Below are 19,600 nucleotides of genomic sequence, written 5' to 3' on the forward strand. Positions count from 1 at the left end.
TCTATTATCAAAACTGCTGCATATCGCACAGCTTGCGGTAATAACCATTCAATTCGTACAATTCGCTGTGATGTCCGCGCTCAACAATAACCCCCTCGTTCATCACACATATTTCGTCTGCGTTTTTGATCGTCGACAAACGGTGAGCTATTATCAGGGTGGTTCGGTTCTTCATCAAGCTTTCCAATGCTTCTTGTACCAGACGTTCCGATTCGGTATCAAGTGCTGATGTAGCTTCGTCGAGAATCAAGATCTGCGGATTTTTCAATATAGCACGGGCAATGCTCACACGCTGACGCTGTCCGCCCGAAAGCTTGCCGCCCCTATCTCCAATATTTGTATTATAGCCATCTTCGGTTGCCATAATAAAGTCGTGAGCATTAGCCACTTTTGCAGCTTCTATCACTTGCTCCATTGTCGCATTTTCTACTCCGAAAGCAATATTGTTGAAGAACGTATCATTAAAGAGTATCGCCTCTTGGTTTACATTCCCCATCAGTCCACGCAAATCGTGGATATCGGCATCTTTAATATTTACATCATCTATATATATTCCTCCTTTATCTACATCATAGAAGCGAGGGAGCAAATCTGCCATCGTAGATTTCCCTGATCCCGACTGACCAACTAAGGCGATAGTTTTACCTTTAGGTATAGTCAGTGTCACATCTTTTATCACCCAGTTTGATTCGTATTTGAACCAAACATTTCTATAGGAAACTTCTTTATTGAAAGTTATCGTTTTCGGGTTTTCCGGGTTTAGTATATTATTTTCAGCATTCAATATCTTATCTACCCGCTCAACAGAGGCCATACCTTTTTGGATTGCATATACCGATTTAGAAAGATCTTTAGCCGGATTGATAATAAGATAGAAAACTGTAAGATAGAATATAAACTTAGGAGCCTCTATACTTCCGTCTGATCCTAATATCAATGTTCCTCCATACCACAAGACAAGCACTATGGTGATAGTTCCCAACAATTCACTCATCGGGTGAGCCAACTGTTGACGACGTGCGATTCGGCTCGACATATCACGAAACATATTGCTTGCGTTATCAAATCGTTGTGCAATCTTAGGTTCTGCATTAAACGCTTTTATAATACGCAAGCCACTTAATGTTTCTTCCATCTGAGTAACAAGACTCCCCCATAGGTTCTGAGCTTCTACCGATCTGCGCTTCAAACTCTTCCCGACCTTGCCCATTACATAACCCGCAACAGGTAACAAGATGAACACAAAGATTGTCAATTGCCAGCTTGTCACCAACATTGTTCCCAAGTACACTGCAATCAGAATAGGATTCTTACTTACCATGTCCAGAGAGCTCATCACAGAATTTTCTACTTCGTTGACGTCTCCGGTCATACGTGCCATCACATCGCCTTTCTTTTCATTCGAGAAAAAGCCTAAAGGGAGCGATAATATTTTATCATTTATCTGCTTACGGATGTCTCTTACTACCCCTGTACGAACTGAAACGATATAGTAGCTAGCCAAATAAACAGCTATTGTCTTAAAAATCGTCATTACGACCAAAAACAGACCAAGCACCAAAAGCACTGTTCCGCCCGGATACTTATCCATGATATCGGTCATATACCAATAGAAGTTGTTTTTGAGGATATTGAAGTCGAAAATAGAAGCAAGGCTACTTGTATCTATCGGGATATATTCATATTCTTTTATATCTGTTTTGAAGAGAACTTCAAGGATAGGTATAATGAACATAAAGGAGAATACATTAAGAAAAGCACTTAATATATTGAAGAAAATATTAAGTAATACCTCTTTCTTATATGGCGGAACAAACCGTCTGATTAAAGTAATAAAGTCCTTCATCGAAAAGGGTTTTGTTTATATTTACGAATCTATCCGTATACGGCTGGATAAAAACGGCTGCAAGTTAGTCATAATTCTTGTTTTAATAAAGTGCTTTCAGCTATTTTAGGAATTTGAACAGCAGCGATAAAAGAGACTCAGGTAAAGAGGTATCTTCATCTCCTTTTTTACTATCTTTGATCTGCCTATATCTATAGACTAATCTATTAACAATGTTATAAACTATGAAAAACCTACTTATTGTCAGCCTTTCACTTCTATTCTCAATCCAGCTAGCATCTCAGAATGATGCAAAAAGCCTCCGTATTGTATTCATTGGCAACAGTATAACTGAGGGTTCGTGGTTAGAAAACCCTAAAGAAGAAGCTGCCCCCATCAGGATGTGTGAGTATCTTGAAAAACAAGATAAAATAAAGAGTGTAAAATATGCCAACAGAGGACGAAGCGGAGCTACTACTGTAGATTTTCTTCCTGCTTCGGAAACTCTTTTTCCTAAATTAGTAGAAGAAACCGATAAGCTAATTGAAGAGAAAACGACTCTGATATTCTCCATGATGCTAGGAACAAATGACAGCGCCGAAAAAGGGCCAAACGGTTCACCTGTGTCGCCAGTCCAATATTACACAAACATGAAAGTCATTATAGATGAATTACATGCGCTGTACCCCTCTGCGATTTTTGTCATTCATAATCCTATATGGTATAGTCCAAACACCTATAATTCGTCTATCTACTTGAAAGCCGGGTTGAACCGCCTGAACTCATACCACCCGATGATAGACAAACTGGTTGCTGACTATGCGGCTAAAAAGCCAAATTTAGTTTTCAAAGGGGACACCGAAGCATATGCTTATTTCGAAGCAAACTCGGAAGCAGAATTCACTCACGAAAATGGCAATGCAGGAACCTTCTTCTTACATCCGAACAAAAGCGGAGCAATCAAACTTGGCGAATTTTGGGGCAAGGCTATTTATAACATCCTATTCCCACAGAATTAGTCAGAATTTATCTATCTTTGCTGTCCAAAATACAGTAGGCCGGTTTGTCGCTGGCTGTCGAAAGGCAGAAAGAGGAAAGTCCGGGCAACATAGAGCATCGTACTTCTTAATGGGAAGCTGTTCGTGAGGGCAGAGTTTAAGGTAACAGAAAATAACCGCCTTAGGGTAAGGGTGAAAAGGTGAGGTAAGAGCTCACCGGTCTGCATAGCAATATGCAGAGCCGTACTACTTGCGAGTTGTAAGACCATGTATACCGGCGCATGTAGGGCTGCTCGCCCGATGTCGGGGGGTAGGTTGCTAGAGGCTACTGGTGACAGCAGTCGTAGATAAATGACAAACACCTTGCAAAAGGTACAGAACCCGGCTTACAGGCTTACTGTTTTTTTTCTTTTCTAACTTTCAACAATATTCTCTTCTTCAATAAATATCATTCCATAAGATCCTATTGGGCTGTTTACATGAATATATAAGATTAATTGAAGAAACTACAAGGTCCTTTAAAATAAAACAAAAAAACATTTGCTCCTTAGTTATCAGATGATTACATTTGGATAACATATAATCTAATACTCAGATAAGTATAGCGTTAATCTGAATAATATTATAAAAAATGCCCAAATGAAAAAAAAACAATTCAATCAATTATTTGACCGACGAGACTTTATTAAGTTGGCCGGTTTAGGACTGGGAACAGGAATAGTCGGAATGCAGTATTCGTGCAAAAGCAACCAAAAAGTAGTTATTCAAGGATTTGAAGATTCTGGTAGTGAAGCCGAATCATCGAAAATCTGGACTCCTGTTTCTGACAGAAAAGTACGTGTGGGACTTGTAGGCTATGGAGTTTGTGAATTTGCTGCCGCTTTTGGATTTCAGGATCATCCCAACGTTGAGGTAGTGGCTGTCAGCGATCTTATCCCCGAACGCTGTGCAAAATTAGCTGAAGTAACAAAGTGTAAGAAAACGTACTCATCTTTGGAGGAACTTATCAAAGACGACAGTATTGAAGCCGTTTTTGTAGCTACTGATGCACCAAGCCATGCAAAACACTGTATCGAAGTGTTAAATCATGGAAAACATGTTGCTTGTGCGGTTCCAGCCGTATTTGGTTCATTGGAAGATGCCGAAAAACTATTCGAAACCGTCAAAAAATCAGGTCTAAAATATATGATGTTCGAAACATCTATGTTCAGAGCAGACCTTTATGCAATGCGTCAGATTTATCTGGCGGGAGGACTTGGGACACTTGCTTATGCTGAAGGCGAATATTGGCATTATTCGAAAGATGGAATAGATTCGTTTAAAAACTGGCGCCACGGAATGCCCCCTCAATGGTACCCTACGCACTCTGATGCCTATTTTGTAGGAGTTACAGGAGGTAGTTTTCTAGAAGTATCTTGCTTAGGTTTGCCTTCCAAATTTGAAAGGTATCAGCCACAGAATAACATCTATAAAAACCCGTTTGGAACCGAAATATCGTTTTACCGTACCAGCGAAGGAGGAACAGCGCGTATGGGACGAAGCTCAGACACCTATGGTCATGGATATGGATCCGAGACTGGAAGAGTAAGGGGTACAAAAGGATCTTATTATGAGAAGTATGAAGGTTTGGAAGAAAATCTCCCTGATGTAACACGTCCAGCACTTCCTCCGGGAGTACCTGGAGGAGGACATGGAGGTTCGCATGGGCGTCTTACCGATGAATTTATTACGGCTATTCTACAAGACCGAAAACCTTTGGTTGACATAGCAATGTCGCTGAATATGACGGTGGGAGGGATTGTTGCACATCAATCGGCTATGAGAGATGGCGAATGGTTGAAGATTCCACAATTTAAACTCTAGAATAGATTTCGAACTAAATACGAATAAACACAACACCCAATATTACTACTATTGGGTGTTGTTTCATCTAATTATCAATATCTAATTTATTCAAAACTCCCTTTATCGTCTCTCATATAGATCTTGTAGTTAGTCGACTCCTTAATCTAAAAACAAGAAAGGAAAGTAATAGAGACCGATTTACAGGCTACTTTTATTCTTTTCAAGTCAGGTTTATCTCTTCAATGAATAAGGTCTCTTAAAATATTTTTATAACTTTGATTATAAACTTTAAAAATACTACATATGAAAAAACTATTATTATTTATTGGTCTAGCATTATTTTTGTTTTCGTGCAGCGAAGATGATAAAGAAGACAAATATGCAAAAGACATTGTTGGTTATTGGGTTCTTGATCACATAAGCCCAACAGTTAAGGCAAACAGCGAAGCAAACATACAAGAAGTTGAAAATTTTATCCGAGAGTATGGTGAACCTAATTCTGCATGGAAATTCCTTGATAATGGTAAAGTATATACCTTCAGTTGGACAAACGACAAGGATGAATGGAAATATTCTATAAATGGAAACGAGTTGACCATGGTGCTAACTTATGATGGAGAAGAACAAGGAGGTCCCATCACTGATAGATTTGAAATAAGAGAAGACAAATTCATTATATATTACGACTATCTAGATTGGGTTAAAGGCAACTTTTCTCCTGATGCAGGTATAACAGAAGCTACTGCTGCTATATATTATGTAAGGCAATAAATCGAATACTTTATATTTATACTACTAATATAAATAAGATAAAAAAGCTACACGTTTTGAGACCTGTAGCTTTATTTTTTTAGCAGCCCTTATAATTGGTAGTGGAATAGGTATATTTGGTACAAGATATATTTTGTTTCCTATCCCCCTTCCTCTCTCCAAAAGCCTTTACCATATATTTCAAAAGTTTAGGGAAGCTTAAAAATAATCGGTAAAGCGTATCTTACAGCAACTTTTTCCCCTTTGTTTTCACCAGGAATCCAATTAGGCATCAATTCTACTATTCGTTCTGCTTCTTTTGCTAAAACCAAGGAAATTGCAGGACATTTATCATTATGTCGACAGCGGACAACACCGAAAACGTCAAAAATTTCTCCTGTAGGTGATACAACAAATTGCACCACTACACTTCCTTCTTCTTTGTATTCTATTGCCTCGGCAGGATATTGCATATTATCTGAGATGAATTTCTTCAAAGCATTCGCACCTCCAGGAAATTGAGGAAACTTTTCTGCTAATTCGCAAACTTCACCTTGATATTTTTCTACTCGTAATGGCAAAGCTTTTAATTTAATTTCATTATTTTCAGACTCGTATACACCATTGAGCAAATAGGTAGTTCTTACGATCTCCCCGTTAGCGAGTTTACCTGGACTCCATTTTCCCATTGTTTTTGCGACACGAAGCACTTCGGCATCTAAAGCGGGATAACTCCCAGAATAGATACTAAAACTATTCAGAGAACCATCTTTTTCTACAATAAAGTGTATACTAACACTATTGTCACTTCTATTTAACTTTATTTCTTTCGGAAAATGTACGTTGTTATTGATATATTGCCATACATTACCAGTTAAGCATTCAGGTAAAGTTCCACCTCCTCTAACAATATGAACATCTTTATAGAGTTTTTCTTGTAAAAGATTCGTTGTCATATCCCTTATGGCTTCCTCAGGGTACTTCATATTTTTCTCTTCAGGAGCATCTTCATTTCCCATTACATTTCCTACACTAATTAGAAATAGGAAACTAAATAAAATGTTAATCGTTTTTTTCATAATGTATATATTTAACAGTTAAAGGTAACATAGAACAATAGACAAGTATTAAACAAACACAGATCTACTATTTTTTAGTAAATATACGAAAACACAACAGCTGTCCTAATATTTTTATAAAAAATGTAGAATTTTAATTATGTCTCTTATAATCGCAAAATCGAATTGTGCAAATTTATAAAATGAAATGTACATCAAAACACACGCATACACATTTGAAATACATTCACAATTATACAAATATAGCAAAAGCCATTCAACAATATGAATGGCTTTTTAATTGTATTTAAACATCAATTAAATACTATTTCAATGCAATTAAAACTGCACCTGTCATTCCATCAGCAATCTGATGATAACCCTCTGCACGTGGATGAACATCATTATTTGCCATTAATAACGTTTCATTGTATCTGTTTGCTACTTTCTGATCTATTATTGGATAACCATAAAATCTATCCATTGCAAATCCACTTTGAGAGATAATAACATTCGGATGATCAGTGAACTTTTCTACTGCTTTTTTACTGAAATTAAAGATATTATATCGCAACATATTCCGACTGGTTGAACGCAAATCACTATTCCTGGATTTTGGCATACAAAGCACCACTTTTCCATTCGGATTGTCTGCTGTAAAAGCATCAACAATCTTTTTGACATTGGTGATAATTGTGTTTAACTGAGAATCTGAAAATAGATTTCCTGATAAATCATTTATACCGCAATCCATAGTCAAAACGTCTATTTTGGTATCGTTATCCAAGCCTAAAACTTCGGTTCGATAATACTCGAAATTTAAAGAACCAATCCCTTCATTATCTTTGAATACTGAATAACTTATTTTATCAACTGATGTCACAGTTAATGTTGGATATTTGTTTGAATTATCAAATATAGAAAAAGCGCTGATATTCTGCAATATCAACGCTTTTAAATTAATTTAGATTAACATCAAGTGGAGCTGGAGGGACTTGAACCCTCGTCCAAACAAGGAACTAATTTGCTTTCTACATGCTTATCTCCGCTTAAATTTTAGTGAATGAGCAAGACCGAAGCCACCAACTCAAACCTTAGCTTTTTTAGTTTCAGATAGAAGCCAAAGCCTCCCCTATCCTGTCTCCGATTTATCTGCACCACCTAATCGGAATGCTTCGAAGCCACAGCTTCCGGGTGATGTCTTGTCCTCACACCTGTGCAAGGATTAAGCTAAAATCTACTATACTTCGATTAAGCAGCAAGAGCGTAATTGTTATTGCCAGTTAAAATTTTGACGTCTGAGATTATAGTGCCAGCCGACTACGCACTGCATGCTTACAAACCACTTCATCTCGCTGTCAAAGCCAGTCAGCCCCATATGGTTTTATTATTTATAGCTCTTTCTTAATAAGAACAGACATAGCTAAATATTATATCTAGGGCAAAGATAAATATTTTACTACGTTTTTCAATAACATAGTCTCAAAAAGATTCTGTTTAAACAAACGAGATTCTGCTTCAATTTATTTTTAATATAATTTAATTAATGTATATTTGATAATTAGTTGTTGACTAAATAGATAATCTTAAATACATATTATAAAAAGTAATACCATGAAAAAAGAAAAAGGGAGTCTAGACAGAAGAGAGTTTTTAAAACTTTCTGCTTTAGGTCTAGCTAGTCTTACAATTATTCCTAGTTGGTCCATGAATGGGGTACGCATTGCTCCTAGCGACAGAGTTACTTTAGGTTTTATCGGACTAGGACAACAAGGTCTATCCGACTTTTATAGTTTTAGCCAGGTTCCAGGAGTACAAGTTCTTGCATGTAGTGATGTCGATTCGTTAAAGACAGAGCGCTTTAAAAGACGCCTTGGTAAATGGCAAGCATCTATGAATATGAAAGTTCATTGTGACAAATATGAAAACTACGAAGAACTTTTAAACAGAAAAGATATTGATGCTGTTTCAATAGCTACTCCCGACCATTGGCATGCCCTTAATGCAATACATGCTTGCCAAGCTGGCAAAGATGTATATTGTCAAAAGCCATTAGCCTATACTATTACCGAAGGTTTAGCTATAATGAGAGCTGTGCGAGACAACAATCGTGTACTACAGGTAGGAAGCCAACAGCGCTCAAGCAAAGAGTTTATAAAAGCGATGGACCTTGTACGAAAAGGAGCAATAGGTCATATAGAGAAAATATACGCAAAAGTAGGTGATACCCCTACACCTTTTGATCTACCAAAACAAGAAGTACCTAAAAACCTTAACTTTAATTTATGGTTAGGGCCTCTAAATGACCCTAAAATACATTATCACTCTGACATCTGTCCTACAATATCATTAGAGCCAGAACAAAATGAACAGTTATGGGGTGCATGGCGTTGGTATTGCGAAACTGGAAATGGATATACTGCCGACTGGGGTGCTCATATGTTTGACATATCTCAGGCTGCAATAGGAATGGATGGTTCTGGACCAGTTGAGTACATTCCTAAAGGATACAATGGAGCAGAATACCTTACAATGAAATATGCGAATGGTATTGTAATGACAGAACAACCTTACCGCGACGATGATCCAAATGCTCAGGGTATTAAATTCATTGGCGATAAAGGATGGATACAAGTAGCAAGAGGTTTCCTACAAGCTTCTGACCCTAATTTACTGAAAGAGGATGAACGCACTGAAAAAGGAGTTGGAGCAGGTGAGTTTGAAGTTAGCTCTCCTCATATGCAAAACTTTATCGATTGCATGAAATCAAGGAAGAAACCAGTCGCATCTGTTGAAGTGGGCTGTAGTACTAACACTTTATGTTGCTTAGCAAATATAGCAACAGAATTGAAACGCCCAGTAAGATGGAACCCGGCAACACTAACATTCGTTGATGATACTGAAGCCGAAAACCACAGACTATATAAATACGAATACAGAAAGCCTTATAAGCTTCCCTATTACGATAAATAATAAAGAAAAGCAGGAATAGTAATTATTCCTGCTTTTTTATTTCTAATCAATTCCTACTCAATCAGAAGCCATAACCATTTAGCATTCCTTGGTAGTATAATGGTTTTAATACTTCTACCTTCAATTGCCATGCAGCTGCTTGCTCTTTAGACATATCCAGCATTGTAAAAGGGAAAGAAATTTGAGGATTTTTGTCATAATCAAATTCACACAATAAGACATGTCCATAATCTGTAATAATAGGACATGCTGCATATCCATTATACTTCTGATCAGGAGTCTTACCTTCCATAGTTAAAACGAGGTTCATTGCCGCAACAGGGACTTGTTTACGAACTGCAGCTGAAGTTTTACTTGTAGGGATACCAGCACAGTCTCCTAAACAAACAATATTTGGATATGTTTTATGAATTAACGTCTCTTTATCAACCATAACCCATCCATCCGCGGCAAGACCTCCTTCAGTCCATGAAAGACCAGCTTCGCGCACAAAAGTAGGTGCTGACATAGGAGGAGTAAAATGCAAGAAGTCATAATCCTCTATTACAGGCGTAACAATCTTTTCATCACCTATTGTTTCTATTCGTTCCATATGAACACGCTTAGCAGCAGTATCAATACCTTTAACTCTTGTATGTAAAGTAATGCTCACATTTCGTTCATTATAGATTTCCAATAAGCGAGGTGTAAAATAAGGGACATCGTATAATTCCTTATCTGCCGTAAAATAATCCAGCGTTACTTTATCTCTCGTATTTTGTTTACGTGCATGATGCTCTGTCAGCAAGCATATTTTCTTCGGAGCACCTCCACATTTATGCTTGGTATAAGTATCTGTAAAAACACCTCTCCCTCCTTTTTGAGCAAACTCTTGAATTGCTTTCCATGTTTTTTGCGCACCTTCAAAATCGTATATCGTATGAGCATTTCCTTGCCCTAATGTACTTTGACTTATACCCTCTGTTCTATCCCAATCAATTTGCAGACCTGGAGCTAATACCAGAAAATCATAAGATATTTTTCCATTCTTTTCTGTCTTAATCGCCTTCGATGAAGGATCTAGTTCTTTAACTACGTCTTTTACCCATGTAACTCCACTAGGCATACAATCTTTCTGATCTTTCCAAACATCATCAGGTTCATACACTCCTGAGGCAACTAAAGTAAATCCAGGTTGATAATACTGACGATCACTAGGATCAATAACGGTGATGTCCGGTTCTTTTAGCCAACGGTGTAATAACGCAGCCATACTTAATCCGGCACAGCCTCCACCTATTATGACTATCTTCCCTTTGGCATTACTAGAAAACTCGGTTGCCTTATATATTCCGGCTGCGGCAACAGTACCTACGGCTCCTGTTGCTGCCGCAATTTTAAAAAACTTTCTACGTGAGATTTTTTTGGTATCAGACATTTAATTTTGTATTATAATATTGTGGTTAAAATTTGTCATTACAAATTAACAAAAACCACGACAAAAAACCTATTATAATATTCTTTTTACAGGTCAAAATATATAAAAAAAGCTAATATAAAAAGACAAAAAGTATTATAATGATCTAAAAGAAAATAGTTACAAAAAAAAAGATATATTTGTCCTAAGTCACAAAACTACAACTAAAAAAAATATGACTATATTTCAAACCCAATTTGAAGAAATCAAAAAATTAATCAATTATGAAGATTTCTCTCTCCTTACAAAACGAGTTATAGATCTTACTTTAGATACAGAAAATCTAGTTTATTACAAGAAAACTACTGAACTGTTAGATTGGCTTGATCTCAACACAAACAGTAAAGAAGAGATTATAAGTAGATATACTTCTTTATTGGATGAACTATATAGCTTCTTGATCAATAAACCTATTGATTCTGATAATAATAAAATTCTGATTTCTTCTTACAATCTTATTAAATCCTATAAACGATCTAATTTTGCTTTAGGTCCGATTAGTTTTACTGTGAAAGAAGGCGAGATCATTGGTCTTGTTGGCGAAAATGGAAATGGAAAAACAACACTTCTACGTTCTTTATGTGGAGAGTTGCAACCAACAGCTGGTGAAATCAAATATCACTTCCCTTACAGAAACAGTTACGATTTACGCTCCCGATTGATATACATTCCCCAACGAACAAATTCGTGGCATGGATCCTTACTTTCTAACCTTCGTTTTACAGCAGCTTCGTATGGAATTGTAGGTAAAGAGAATGAGTTGATCGTAGAATTAATCATCGCACGTATGGGATTAAGACAATATCGCACCTATGGATGGAAAAATTTATCATCAGGTTACAAAATGCGTTTTGAATTAGCCAGAGCATTACTACGCAGACCAAAATTGCTCCTGATCGACGAGCCTCTTGCCAACCTTGATATATTAGCTCAACAGGTAGTTTTAGATGATTTTAAAGACATCGCTCGCTCTCCTTTTCGCCCATTGGGTATTGTGCTCAGTTCTCAACAGTTATATGAAGTGGAAAAGACTTCTGACAATGTTATATTCCTTAAGAAAGGAAGTCCTAAAAATATAGAACAAGATACAGATGTTATTTACAAAGAGGTTTCTAAATTTATTATTGAATTCGAATCTAGTTGGAAGCAAGATGATCTTTATAATATTCTGAAACAACTTGAATTAGAAAAAATACAAATAAATGGAGGAACTTATGTCGCTAGTTTCCCCGCTAATATTAGTCAAGATCAGTTCTTAAGATTAGTATTGGATCAACAAATACCAATTACTTACTTCCGAAATATATCCAATTCAACCCGCAGATTTTTCCTTTCATAAAACAAGACTACAATGATAAAGAAAATACAAAATTATTTATTGACACATCACCCTATTATATGGAATATTAAGTTAATTCCAATGATTCTCGTATTACTTGGTATTCATGCTATATTCTTCACTATAGGCTTTGCTTCTGCTCAAACATCTTTTGAAGATCTGTATTCTTACTATTATTCTCCTTTTAACAATATGGAGATTTTGTATCTGGTAAGCGTACTCATCGGCATCATCGCTCTGATAGGATGGCTTGTATTTTATAACCGTAATAATGGACTTAAAATATTTTATCCTAAAAAAACAAGTCAAATATATCTTGAATGGTCATTATGCCTTATAATAACAATAGGTTTGGCTACTATCCCTTTTAGCATGACTGAAGGTTATTTAAGTAAATGGAGATCTATCGCATCTAAAAGCGAAACAGAAAAAGCCATTGCGACATTACAAAGAGCAGAAGTGCTTATTCCTAATACAGACTACTATAGGTTCTCATATTCTACAGAATATAACAAGCCTATTCCTGTTCCTGAAGGCATGAACTTAAGACCTGATTCTATTGACTTTGACGATTTCTCAATACAATATAGTGGAAGCGGCGGACTTATTATTAGAGGATATACAGGACAGTCTTTACTTTTCTTCAGTTCATATGGCTATGAAGACTATCATGAGTACAAAGACAAACCTCTCGAAATCATGAAGAAAGTATACATAGACTCCACAACTTGGGAGAAACATAGAAGACAGAACGAGGTAAAGGAATGGATAAAGAACGGCGAGAAAGATAAGATCTTATCTGTAATGAAGGACTTTGAAAATCTACAAAGAAAGCACAATCTAGTAGTCAACATAACTCCTGAAAAATGGTTAGAGCGAATATATATTCCTCCTTTTTTCCCGGTGAACCAAGAGACTTTGATAAAGAAAAACCAACCAAATTCAATTTATGATAACACCTATTATTCCGATGATGATATATTTGCTGTTGAAACAGTAGATGCGGTCTCTGACCACCAAACTAGCTCAAGCAAAAAAACAATTCCTTTTCTACAATACGATGAATTGGAAAATGGATACAATCAGATTTCGAAAAGTCACGAAGAAGATATAGATATACAAATATTTCTCCTTATCTGCATATGTATTGCAACATGGACTTCACTATTTATATTCTCATTTAGAGTTACGGATGGAAAATCATGGTTGATTTCACTTGTCGGTACCGGATTATTGTTATTTGCCATCCTTGTAGGTACGGTTGCCATACTCGATACACTTGATTGGGGCAGAAACGACGAACGCATATTCGTCATGCTGATCCTTTTATTTTGGGTTGCTTTATTCATAGGCCTCGGTATCCGTATCTTAACTAAGATCATAGGCAAAAAACACAAAGGTAATTCCAAGTATTATATCAATTTATTCATTTGGTTAATTCCATGTCAAATACCACTATTATTCTTCACCTTTGCTTTATATACGGAATTACAAGAGAACTATCTTGATATCTCTGAAGAGATGATAATGAATATGTTCTGGCTAAACATTCTATTTATTTGTTTAATAATGTGGCCAATATCCGTTTTTGTAAGAAAATGGAAAGCCATTGCTGAAGAATAACTAGATTTATATAAAAAACAAAGCCTCGGATACATGTATCCGAGGCTTTGTTTTTTATTATAGGATTATAAATATCAACCCTGCAAGGCTGAAGCCCCACCTATTATATCAAGTAATTGATTTGTTACTGCTTGCTGACGCGACTTATTATATTGAATAGTCAACTCTTGAGCTAGCTCATCTGCATTATCTGTAGCTATCTGCATAGCAACAGTCCGAGCAGCATGTTCAGAAGCATTAGAGTCTAGCAATGCAGCATAAAGTCTTGAATAAAGAACTGTTGGTATCAGTTCTGTCAGAATCTCTTCTTTCGAAGGCTCAAAAATATAATCAACAAGATTATCTTCATCTGAATCTTCTTTCTTCTGCTCTAAATCGAACGGGAGAAAAGGCACATTCTTCAATACTTGTGTTCCCGTTGAAACAAAGTGATGGTAGATTAAAACCACCTCATCTATTTCTTTGGAGATATATTTAGCTATTAGTTCTTTAGCCAAATCTTGTATTGCCTGATATGACGGTTTGTCTGCCATTTCACGATAATCGCCTTCTGCTTTCAAGTTCATTTTCTTTGCAGCATCGAAAATCTTTTTACCAACAGGATACACTAAGATATTTTCTTTACCAAGATCTTCATATTTATTATAAGTATGAACAAACTCTTTAATCACATTTGCATTATATGCTCCACAAAGAGATGAATTGGAAGCGAAAGCTACAATTGCTATTCTCTTTGTTTCCCTCTTTTGGATAAAAGGAGATTCGTAAGATGTATCGGCAGAAAGGAGATTTGTCAGAATTGTATCCAACTTTTCCTGATACGGCAAGAAGTTGGTAATTGCATTCTGAGCTTTATGAAGCTTCGAGGATGCAATCATCTTCATAGCCGATGTTATTTTCTTCGTACCCCTTACAGAACTGAGCCTGTCTTTTATTTCCTTAAGAGATGCCATAATTCAATTACTTTTTATATTGAGCAGCCGTATCTTTGGCTACTTCTCTGATTATAGTTTCTACGCTTTCGTCTATGACTCCTTTTTTCAGTTTATCCAACACTTCTGTTTGATATTTCATTTCCAAAGTTCTCAAAAACTCTGTTTCAAAGTCATGCACTTTATCTAACGGTACGTTACGCAACAATCCATTTGTTCCACAATACAGAATAGCAATTTGCTTTTCTACTGGCATTGGCATATATTGCGCCTGAACAAGAAGTTCTGTATTCTTACGCCCTTTATCAATAGTCATAGCTGTTACCGGATCCAGATCTCCCCCAAATTGAGTAAAAGCTTCCAGTTCACGATATTGAGCTTGGTCTATCTTCAGTGTTCCCGCAACCTTTTTCATTGCTTTCACCTGAGCTGAACCTCCTACACGTGATACAGAAATACCAACGTCGATAGCAGGACGCTTACCCGAGTTAAACAAGTCTACATCTAGGAATATCTGTCCGTCTGTAATAGAAATCACATTCGTTGGAATATAAGCTGATACGTCTCCAGCCTGAGTTTCGATAATAGGCAATGCAGTTAACGAACCTCCTGCTTTTACTTTTCCTTTAAGGCTTGCCGGCAAGTCATTCATTTGCTCTGCAACTTCCTGTTGAGAAATAATCTTAGCAGCACGCTCCAATAAACGAGAGTGTAGATAGAAAATATCCCCGGGATATGCTTCACGACCCGGTGGACGACGAAGAATCAGTGACACTTCACGATACGCAACTGCTTGTTTCGATAAGTCATCATATACTACTAGTGCATGACGACCTGTATCGCGGAAATATTCTCCAATAGCTGCACCTGCAAATGCAGAGAAGTATTGAAGTGCTGCGGGTTCTGCCGCTGTAGCCGAAACGATGATTGTATAATCCATCGCTCCTTTCTCTTTCAGCGTTTGCACTATATTGGCAACGGTAGACGCTTTCTGCCCGATAGCCACATAGATACAATAAACCGGATCTCCTGCTTCAAAATTCGCTTTTTGATTAATTATTGTATCAATAGCAATAGCTGTTTTTCCCGTTTGGCGGTCACCAATGATAAGCTCACGTTGACCTCTACCAATAGGAATCATTGCATCAACAGCTTTCAAACCTGTTTGCAATGGTTGAGCTACAGGCTGGCGATAGATTACCCCGGGAGCTTTACGTTCCAAAGGCATCTCAAGTAGTTCGCCTGTTATAGGACCTCTTCCATCCAACGGTTCACCTAAAGGAGTAATCACACGTCCCAACATGCCGTCACCTACATTGATAGAGGCAATTCTTCCGGTACGTTTAACGGTAAAACCTTCTTTAATCTGATCGGACGGACCAAGTAACACAGCACCCACATTATCTTCTTCCAAGTTCATCACAACGGCCATTATTCCATTGTCGAATTGTAGAAGTTCATTAGCTTCTGCATTTTTAAGTCCATATATACGAACAACACCATCTCCTACTTCGAGAACAGTACCAACCTCGTCAAACTGTACGCGGTTATTAATATTCTCAAGCTGCATCTTCAATACATCGGAGACTTCACTTGCTTTTATATTTTCAGACATATAATTCTTATTAATTTCTTTTTATTATAGCTAATAGATAGCCTCTTAACTCATCTTACTGTTTTCTGCGATAAACTGTTGCTTAATCCGTGCGAGTTGAGTTTTAACACTGGCATCGAGTCTGTAATCATCCAAATAAAGGATAAAACCTCCTTCGATATCAGGATCAACATGAGTTTCGAATTCCAGATTACCTGGCTTCATTTTTTGCAATAAGCCTTTCATCTTTTCCTTCACAGAGTCATCTACAGGCATAGCTGTTACCAACTTACCTGTATTTATTTGTTTTGCCACACAGTAAAGGTCGATATAGCAAAGAGCTATATTTTGTAAAAACCTTTCTCTTTTGTTTTTCAAAACAAGTTCTGTAAATCGGGTGAATTCTGCACTCGTTTTTTGACCAACAGCAGCTTTCACCAGATTCATTTTATCCTCAACACTTAACATAGGATTATCCATTGCCATACGCAATGCCGGTTCACTTGCAAAAATAGAAGCGAGTTGCTTCATTTCGGCATAAACCACATCTTCCGACTTGTTATCTTCTGCAAATAACAATAGCGCTTTAGCATATCGCTTAGAGATCATCCCTTCATTCATAACAGTTAAGATTTAGATACCATAGCCTCATCTACCAGGCGATCAATCATTGACATTTGTGCTTCCGAGTCTTTTAAAGAACCACGAAGAACTTTTTCAGCCACATCAACCGAAAGCTCTGCTACCTGACGACGAATATCGCGGATAGCCTGATCTTTTTCGGCTTGAATAAGCTTTCTCATTTCTTCCAATTCTTTAGCTCCAGCTATTTTAGCTTGCTCTCTCGCTTCGTTTACAATACGATCGCGAGTATCAGCAGCTTCTTTCAAGATTTTCACCTGCTCAGTCTTGGCCGATGCAAGTATAGCATCGCTCTGTTCCTTAATGGAAGCCAATTGTTCATTTGCTTTCTGTGCCGCATCCAACGAATCTTGAATATAGTTTTTGCGATCGGCTACCATTTTGGTAATAATCGGGAAACCAAATTTTGCAAGAACGATGAATACAGTCCCGAAGCAGATGCACATCCATATTACAAGACCAAATTCAGGTTTAAGCATATTGTTTGTTTTTTATATTTATTATAAAACAAGAATAAGCAAACATACAACAACAGCAAATAGTGCAACCCCCTCGATAAGAGCCGCAGCAATAATCATAGACATACGGATATCTCCACTGGCTTCTGGTTGACGAGCAATACCTTCCATTGCCGAACCACCGATCTTTCCGATACCAATACCTGCACCGATAGCTGCCAATCCTGCTCCTAAAGCTGCACCTAGTTGAGCCAGACCTGATCCGGCTGCTGCTTGCAATAAAACTGCTAAAGTTGATAGTAACATAATTTTTTCTTTTTAGTTAATTAATTATTTGTTTTTTATATAAATTTTCAATCTAATGTTTTTCTACGCTATGTGGTTCTGCCTGAGCAAGTCCTATGAATACTGCCGACAGCATTGTAAACACATATGCCTGAATATAAGCAACCAGAACTTCGACCAGATCCATAAACATTGTCATCACAACAGATACGAATGTCATCGATCCGAACAATACAACGCCTAAACTAGCTGTAACGAAGATAAGGCTCATCAATCCTAAAATCACTGAGTGTCCTGCCAAGATGTTAGCAAAGAGACGAATCATCAATGCAAAGGGTTTAGTAAACATTCCTATCACCTCTATCGCGGGCATAATAGGTATTGGTAGCTTAAGCCAAGTAGGTACCGGAGGATTAAATATTTCTTTCCAGTATTCCTTTGTTCCGAAGATGTTTACAATAAAGAATGTAAATAAAGCCAGTACTAGTGTAACAGCAATATTTCCAGTCACATTTGCTCCTCCGGGGAAAATGGGTATTAAACCCATCAAATTGTTGATAAAAATAAAGAAAAAGGCTGTTAACAGATATGGTGTAAACTTCTTGTAATTTTTGCCTACACATGGTTTAATCACATCGTCGACAATGCTCATGATGAACATTTCCATAAATCCGACAAAGCCTTTCGGTGCTACATGAACACCATCCTTACAGTTCTTTTTATACCAGCGTGCTGTTGATAACACTAAGACTAAGAGTATAACACAACTCATCATCAGCCCCAACGTATTCTTAGTTATAGAAAGATCCCAAGGGCGCACTTCTTCTCCTGCTGCGTTTTTTTCTACAATTTTATCTTTATAAGGACCTTCGGTTGCTATATAAAAACCGTTATAGGCCTCATGTCCGTGGTGGAAGCGAGAGGACATAAACACATTTAACCCGTTAGTTTCACTATAGACAATGATAGGTAACGGAATACTATAATGTTTATCTCCATCTGAAGCTATATGCCATTCATATGAGTCCATCAAGTGCCCCATAATCATGCCAGCAATATCGACTTTTTCTTCTTTTGCGTCATTCTCCTTTGCACTTGCAGGGAAGATATTCCCTATAAGAACTATACAGAGTAACACAATATATTTAAACTGGTTTTTCCTCATTTTTGTTGTCCGATTTGATATGCTTCTCAATTTTTGTAAGTAAATATGTTTCTGCGACCAAAAACAACAGATAGAAAGCTATGAGTAGGATAAGAAATGATTTTATATTACTACTTCCTTCTACTAAATAATATATCAAGGCAACAAAAAGAGACGATAGTATCTTTATTACTTTTGCAAGCATATAAATATTTATCAAGCGTCTGCTATCCTTACTTTGACTGTTATTTACAACTATATTTATAATAAGGCTTTCTATAGCTATAAAAAAAAGAAAAACCCCTACAAACCAGTTCCAGTCAAGTCCGGGAAAAAACTTGTGTATAATAGCTGCAAGGATTGCACCTACAATAAGCCCGTACCCCGTTAACCCTAATATAAATCTGTTTTTTAGTGAACCCATAAAATTCAAATGACACAAATAGTCACAACATTCTGTACTACTTCAGCTATACCTCCTTTTACATCAACCGCCTGCTCCGCCCCTTCGATTGAGTATACGATCTGTCCCTCCATCAGAGGTGATATTAGCGGAGCATGATCAGGCAGAACTCCAAATTTTCCCGAAACACCTGGTATAACTACAGATGTAACTTTTCCCGAGAATATTTTCTTTTCGGCCGATATGATATTTAGTTGTAATTCAGAATTTCTCAT

General features: G+C 37.0%; 18 protein-coding genes and 2 other RNA genes. 7 read left to right on the plus strand and 13 right to left on the minus strand.

Going from position 1 to position 19,600, the window contains the following annotated elements; all coding sequences use genetic code 11:
• Positions 1-7 precede the first annotated feature (7 nt).
• Positions 8-1,846, minus strand: coding sequence for an ABC transporter ATP-binding protein (locus tag DHU68_RS09105; protein WP_108822677.1), 1,839 nt, complete (start codon positions 1,844-1,846; stop codon positions 8-10).
• Positions 1,847-2,070: 224 nt separating this feature from the next.
• Here DHU68_RS09105 and DHU68_RS09110 point away from each other — a divergent pair, with 224 nt between their 5' ends.
• From DHU68_RS09110 to DHU68_RS09125, 4 genes are all read left to right on the plus strand, one after another.
• On the plus strand, positions 2,071-2,844 hold the full coding sequence (locus DHU68_RS09110) for a GDSL-type esterase/lipase family protein (RefSeq protein WP_108822678.1): 774 nt from the start codon (positions 2,071-2,073) through the stop codon (positions 2,842-2,844).
• Between the two features lie 31 nt (positions 2,845-2,875).
• An RNA gene (gene rnpB / locus DHU68_RS09115) (RNase P RNA component class A) lies at positions 2,876-3,228 on the plus strand.
• A gap of 234 nt (positions 3,229-3,462) precedes the next feature.
• Positions 3,463-4,686, plus strand: coding sequence for a Gfo/Idh/MocA family protein (locus DHU68_RS09120; RefSeq protein ID WP_108822679.1), 1,224 nt, complete (start codon positions 3,463-3,465; stop codon positions 4,684-4,686).
• A gap of 285 nt (positions 4,687-4,971) precedes the next feature.
• Positions 4,972-5,439, plus strand: a complete 468-nt coding sequence (locus tag DHU68_RS09125; protein WP_108822680.1) for a hypothetical protein — start codon at positions 4,972-4,974, stop codon at positions 5,437-5,439.
• 188 nt (positions 5,440-5,627) lie between these two features.
• Here DHU68_RS09125 and DHU68_RS09130 read toward each other — a convergent pair whose 3' ends face one another.
• From DHU68_RS09130 to ssrA, 3 genes are all read right to left on the minus strand, one after another.
• Positions 5,628-6,497: an energy transducer TonB gene (locus tag DHU68_RS09130; RefSeq protein ID WP_108822681.1), complete on the minus strand. Its 870-nt coding sequence runs from the start codon at positions 6,495-6,497 to the stop codon at positions 5,628-5,630.
• 304 nt (positions 6,498-6,801) lie between these two features.
• The gene (locus tag DHU68_RS09135; RefSeq protein ID WP_160111115.1) at positions 6,802-7,419 is read right to left on the minus strand and encodes an SGNH/GDSL hydrolase family protein; all 618 of its coding nucleotides are present in this window, start codon (positions 7,417-7,419) and stop codon (positions 6,802-6,804) included.
• Positions 7,420-7,453: 34 nt separating this feature from the next.
• Positions 7,454-7,852: a transfer-messenger RNA gene (gene ssrA, locus DHU68_RS09140) on the minus strand.
• 223 nt (positions 7,853-8,075) lie between these two features.
• Here ssrA and DHU68_RS09145 point away from each other — a divergent pair.
• Positions 8,076-9,449 carry a Gfo/Idh/MocA family protein gene (locus tag DHU68_RS09145; protein ID WP_369831337.1) on the plus strand — a complete coding sequence of 458 codons (1,374 nt, stop codon included), beginning with the start codon at positions 8,076-8,078 and terminating at the stop codon, positions 9,447-9,449.
• Positions 9,450-9,510: 61 nt separating this feature from the next.
• Here DHU68_RS09145 and DHU68_RS09150 read toward each other — a convergent pair whose 3' ends face one another.
• The gene (locus DHU68_RS09150; protein WP_108822684.1) at positions 9,511-10,866 is read right to left on the minus strand and encodes an FAD-dependent oxidoreductase; all 1,356 of its coding nucleotides are present in this window, start codon (positions 10,864-10,866) and stop codon (positions 9,511-9,513) included.
• 214 nt (positions 10,867-11,080) lie between these two features.
• On the opposite strand from DHU68_RS09150, the gene DHU68_RS09155 reads away from it, so the two are divergent.
• Complete coding sequence (locus DHU68_RS09155) at positions 11,081-12,244, plus strand: ATP-binding cassette domain-containing protein (RefSeq protein WP_108822685.1); 1,164 nt, start codon at positions 11,081-11,083, stop codon at positions 12,242-12,244.
• Between the two features lie 12 nt (positions 12,245-12,256).
• On the plus strand, positions 12,257-13,867 hold the full coding sequence (locus DHU68_RS09160; RefSeq protein ID WP_108822686.1) for a hypothetical protein: 1,611 nt from the start codon (positions 12,257-12,259) through the stop codon (positions 13,865-13,867).
• 74 nt (positions 13,868-13,941) lie between these two features.
• On the opposite strand, the gene DHU68_RS09165 is transcribed toward DHU68_RS09160, so the two are convergent.
• The 8 genes from DHU68_RS09165 to atpC are packed head-to-tail and all read right to left on the minus strand — an operon-like array spanning position 13,942 to position 19,600.
• Entirely contained in the window at positions 13,942-14,820 is an 879-nt protein-coding gene (locus DHU68_RS09165) for a F0F1 ATP synthase subunit gamma (protein ID WP_108822687.1), read from the minus strand.
• Positions 14,821-14,827: 7 nt separating this feature from the next.
• The gene (gene atpA / locus DHU68_RS09170; protein WP_108822688.1) at positions 14,828-16,414 is read right to left on the minus strand and encodes a F0F1 ATP synthase subunit alpha; all 1,587 of its coding nucleotides are present in this window, start codon (positions 16,412-16,414) and stop codon (positions 14,828-14,830) included.
• A 45-nt stretch (positions 16,415-16,459) separates the two neighbouring features.
• Positions 16,460-17,014, minus strand: coding sequence for a F0F1 ATP synthase subunit delta (locus DHU68_RS09175; protein WP_108822689.1), 555 nt, complete (start codon positions 17,012-17,014; stop codon positions 16,460-16,462).
• Between the two features lie 5 nt (positions 17,015-17,019).
• Positions 17,020-17,514, minus strand: coding sequence for a F0F1 ATP synthase subunit B (gene atpF, locus DHU68_RS09180; protein WP_108822690.1), 495 nt, complete (start codon positions 17,512-17,514; stop codon positions 17,020-17,022).
• A 21-nt stretch (positions 17,515-17,535) separates the two neighbouring features.
• Positions 17,536-17,799, minus strand: a complete 264-nt coding sequence (atpE, locus tag DHU68_RS09185) for an ATP synthase F0 subunit C (protein ID WP_108822691.1) — start codon at positions 17,797-17,799, stop codon at positions 17,536-17,538.
• Positions 17,800-17,851: 52 nt separating this feature from the next.
• Positions 17,852-18,943 carry a F0F1 ATP synthase subunit A gene (gene atpB, locus DHU68_RS09190; protein WP_108822692.1) on the minus strand — a complete coding sequence of 364 codons (1,092 nt, stop codon included), beginning with the start codon at positions 18,941-18,943 and terminating at the stop codon, positions 17,852-17,854.
• Entirely contained in the window at positions 18,924-19,346 is a 423-nt protein-coding gene (locus DHU68_RS09195; protein ID WP_108822693.1) for a hypothetical protein, read from the minus strand. Before DHU68_RS09195 ends, atpB begins: the two co-directional genes overlap by 20 nt.
• Before the next feature lie 5 nt (positions 19,347-19,351).
• Positions 19,352-19,600 (minus strand): ATP synthase F1 subunit epsilon, encoded by a 249-nt coding sequence (gene atpC / locus DHU68_RS09200; RefSeq protein ID WP_108822694.1) that lies wholly within the window; start codon positions 19,598-19,600, stop codon positions 19,352-19,354.

The sequence above is a fragment of the Dysgonomonas sp. Marseille-P4361 genome, from assembly GCF_900343125.1.
Classification (GTDB): domain Bacteria; phylum Bacteroidota; class Bacteroidia; order Bacteroidales; family Dysgonomonadaceae; genus Dysgonomonas.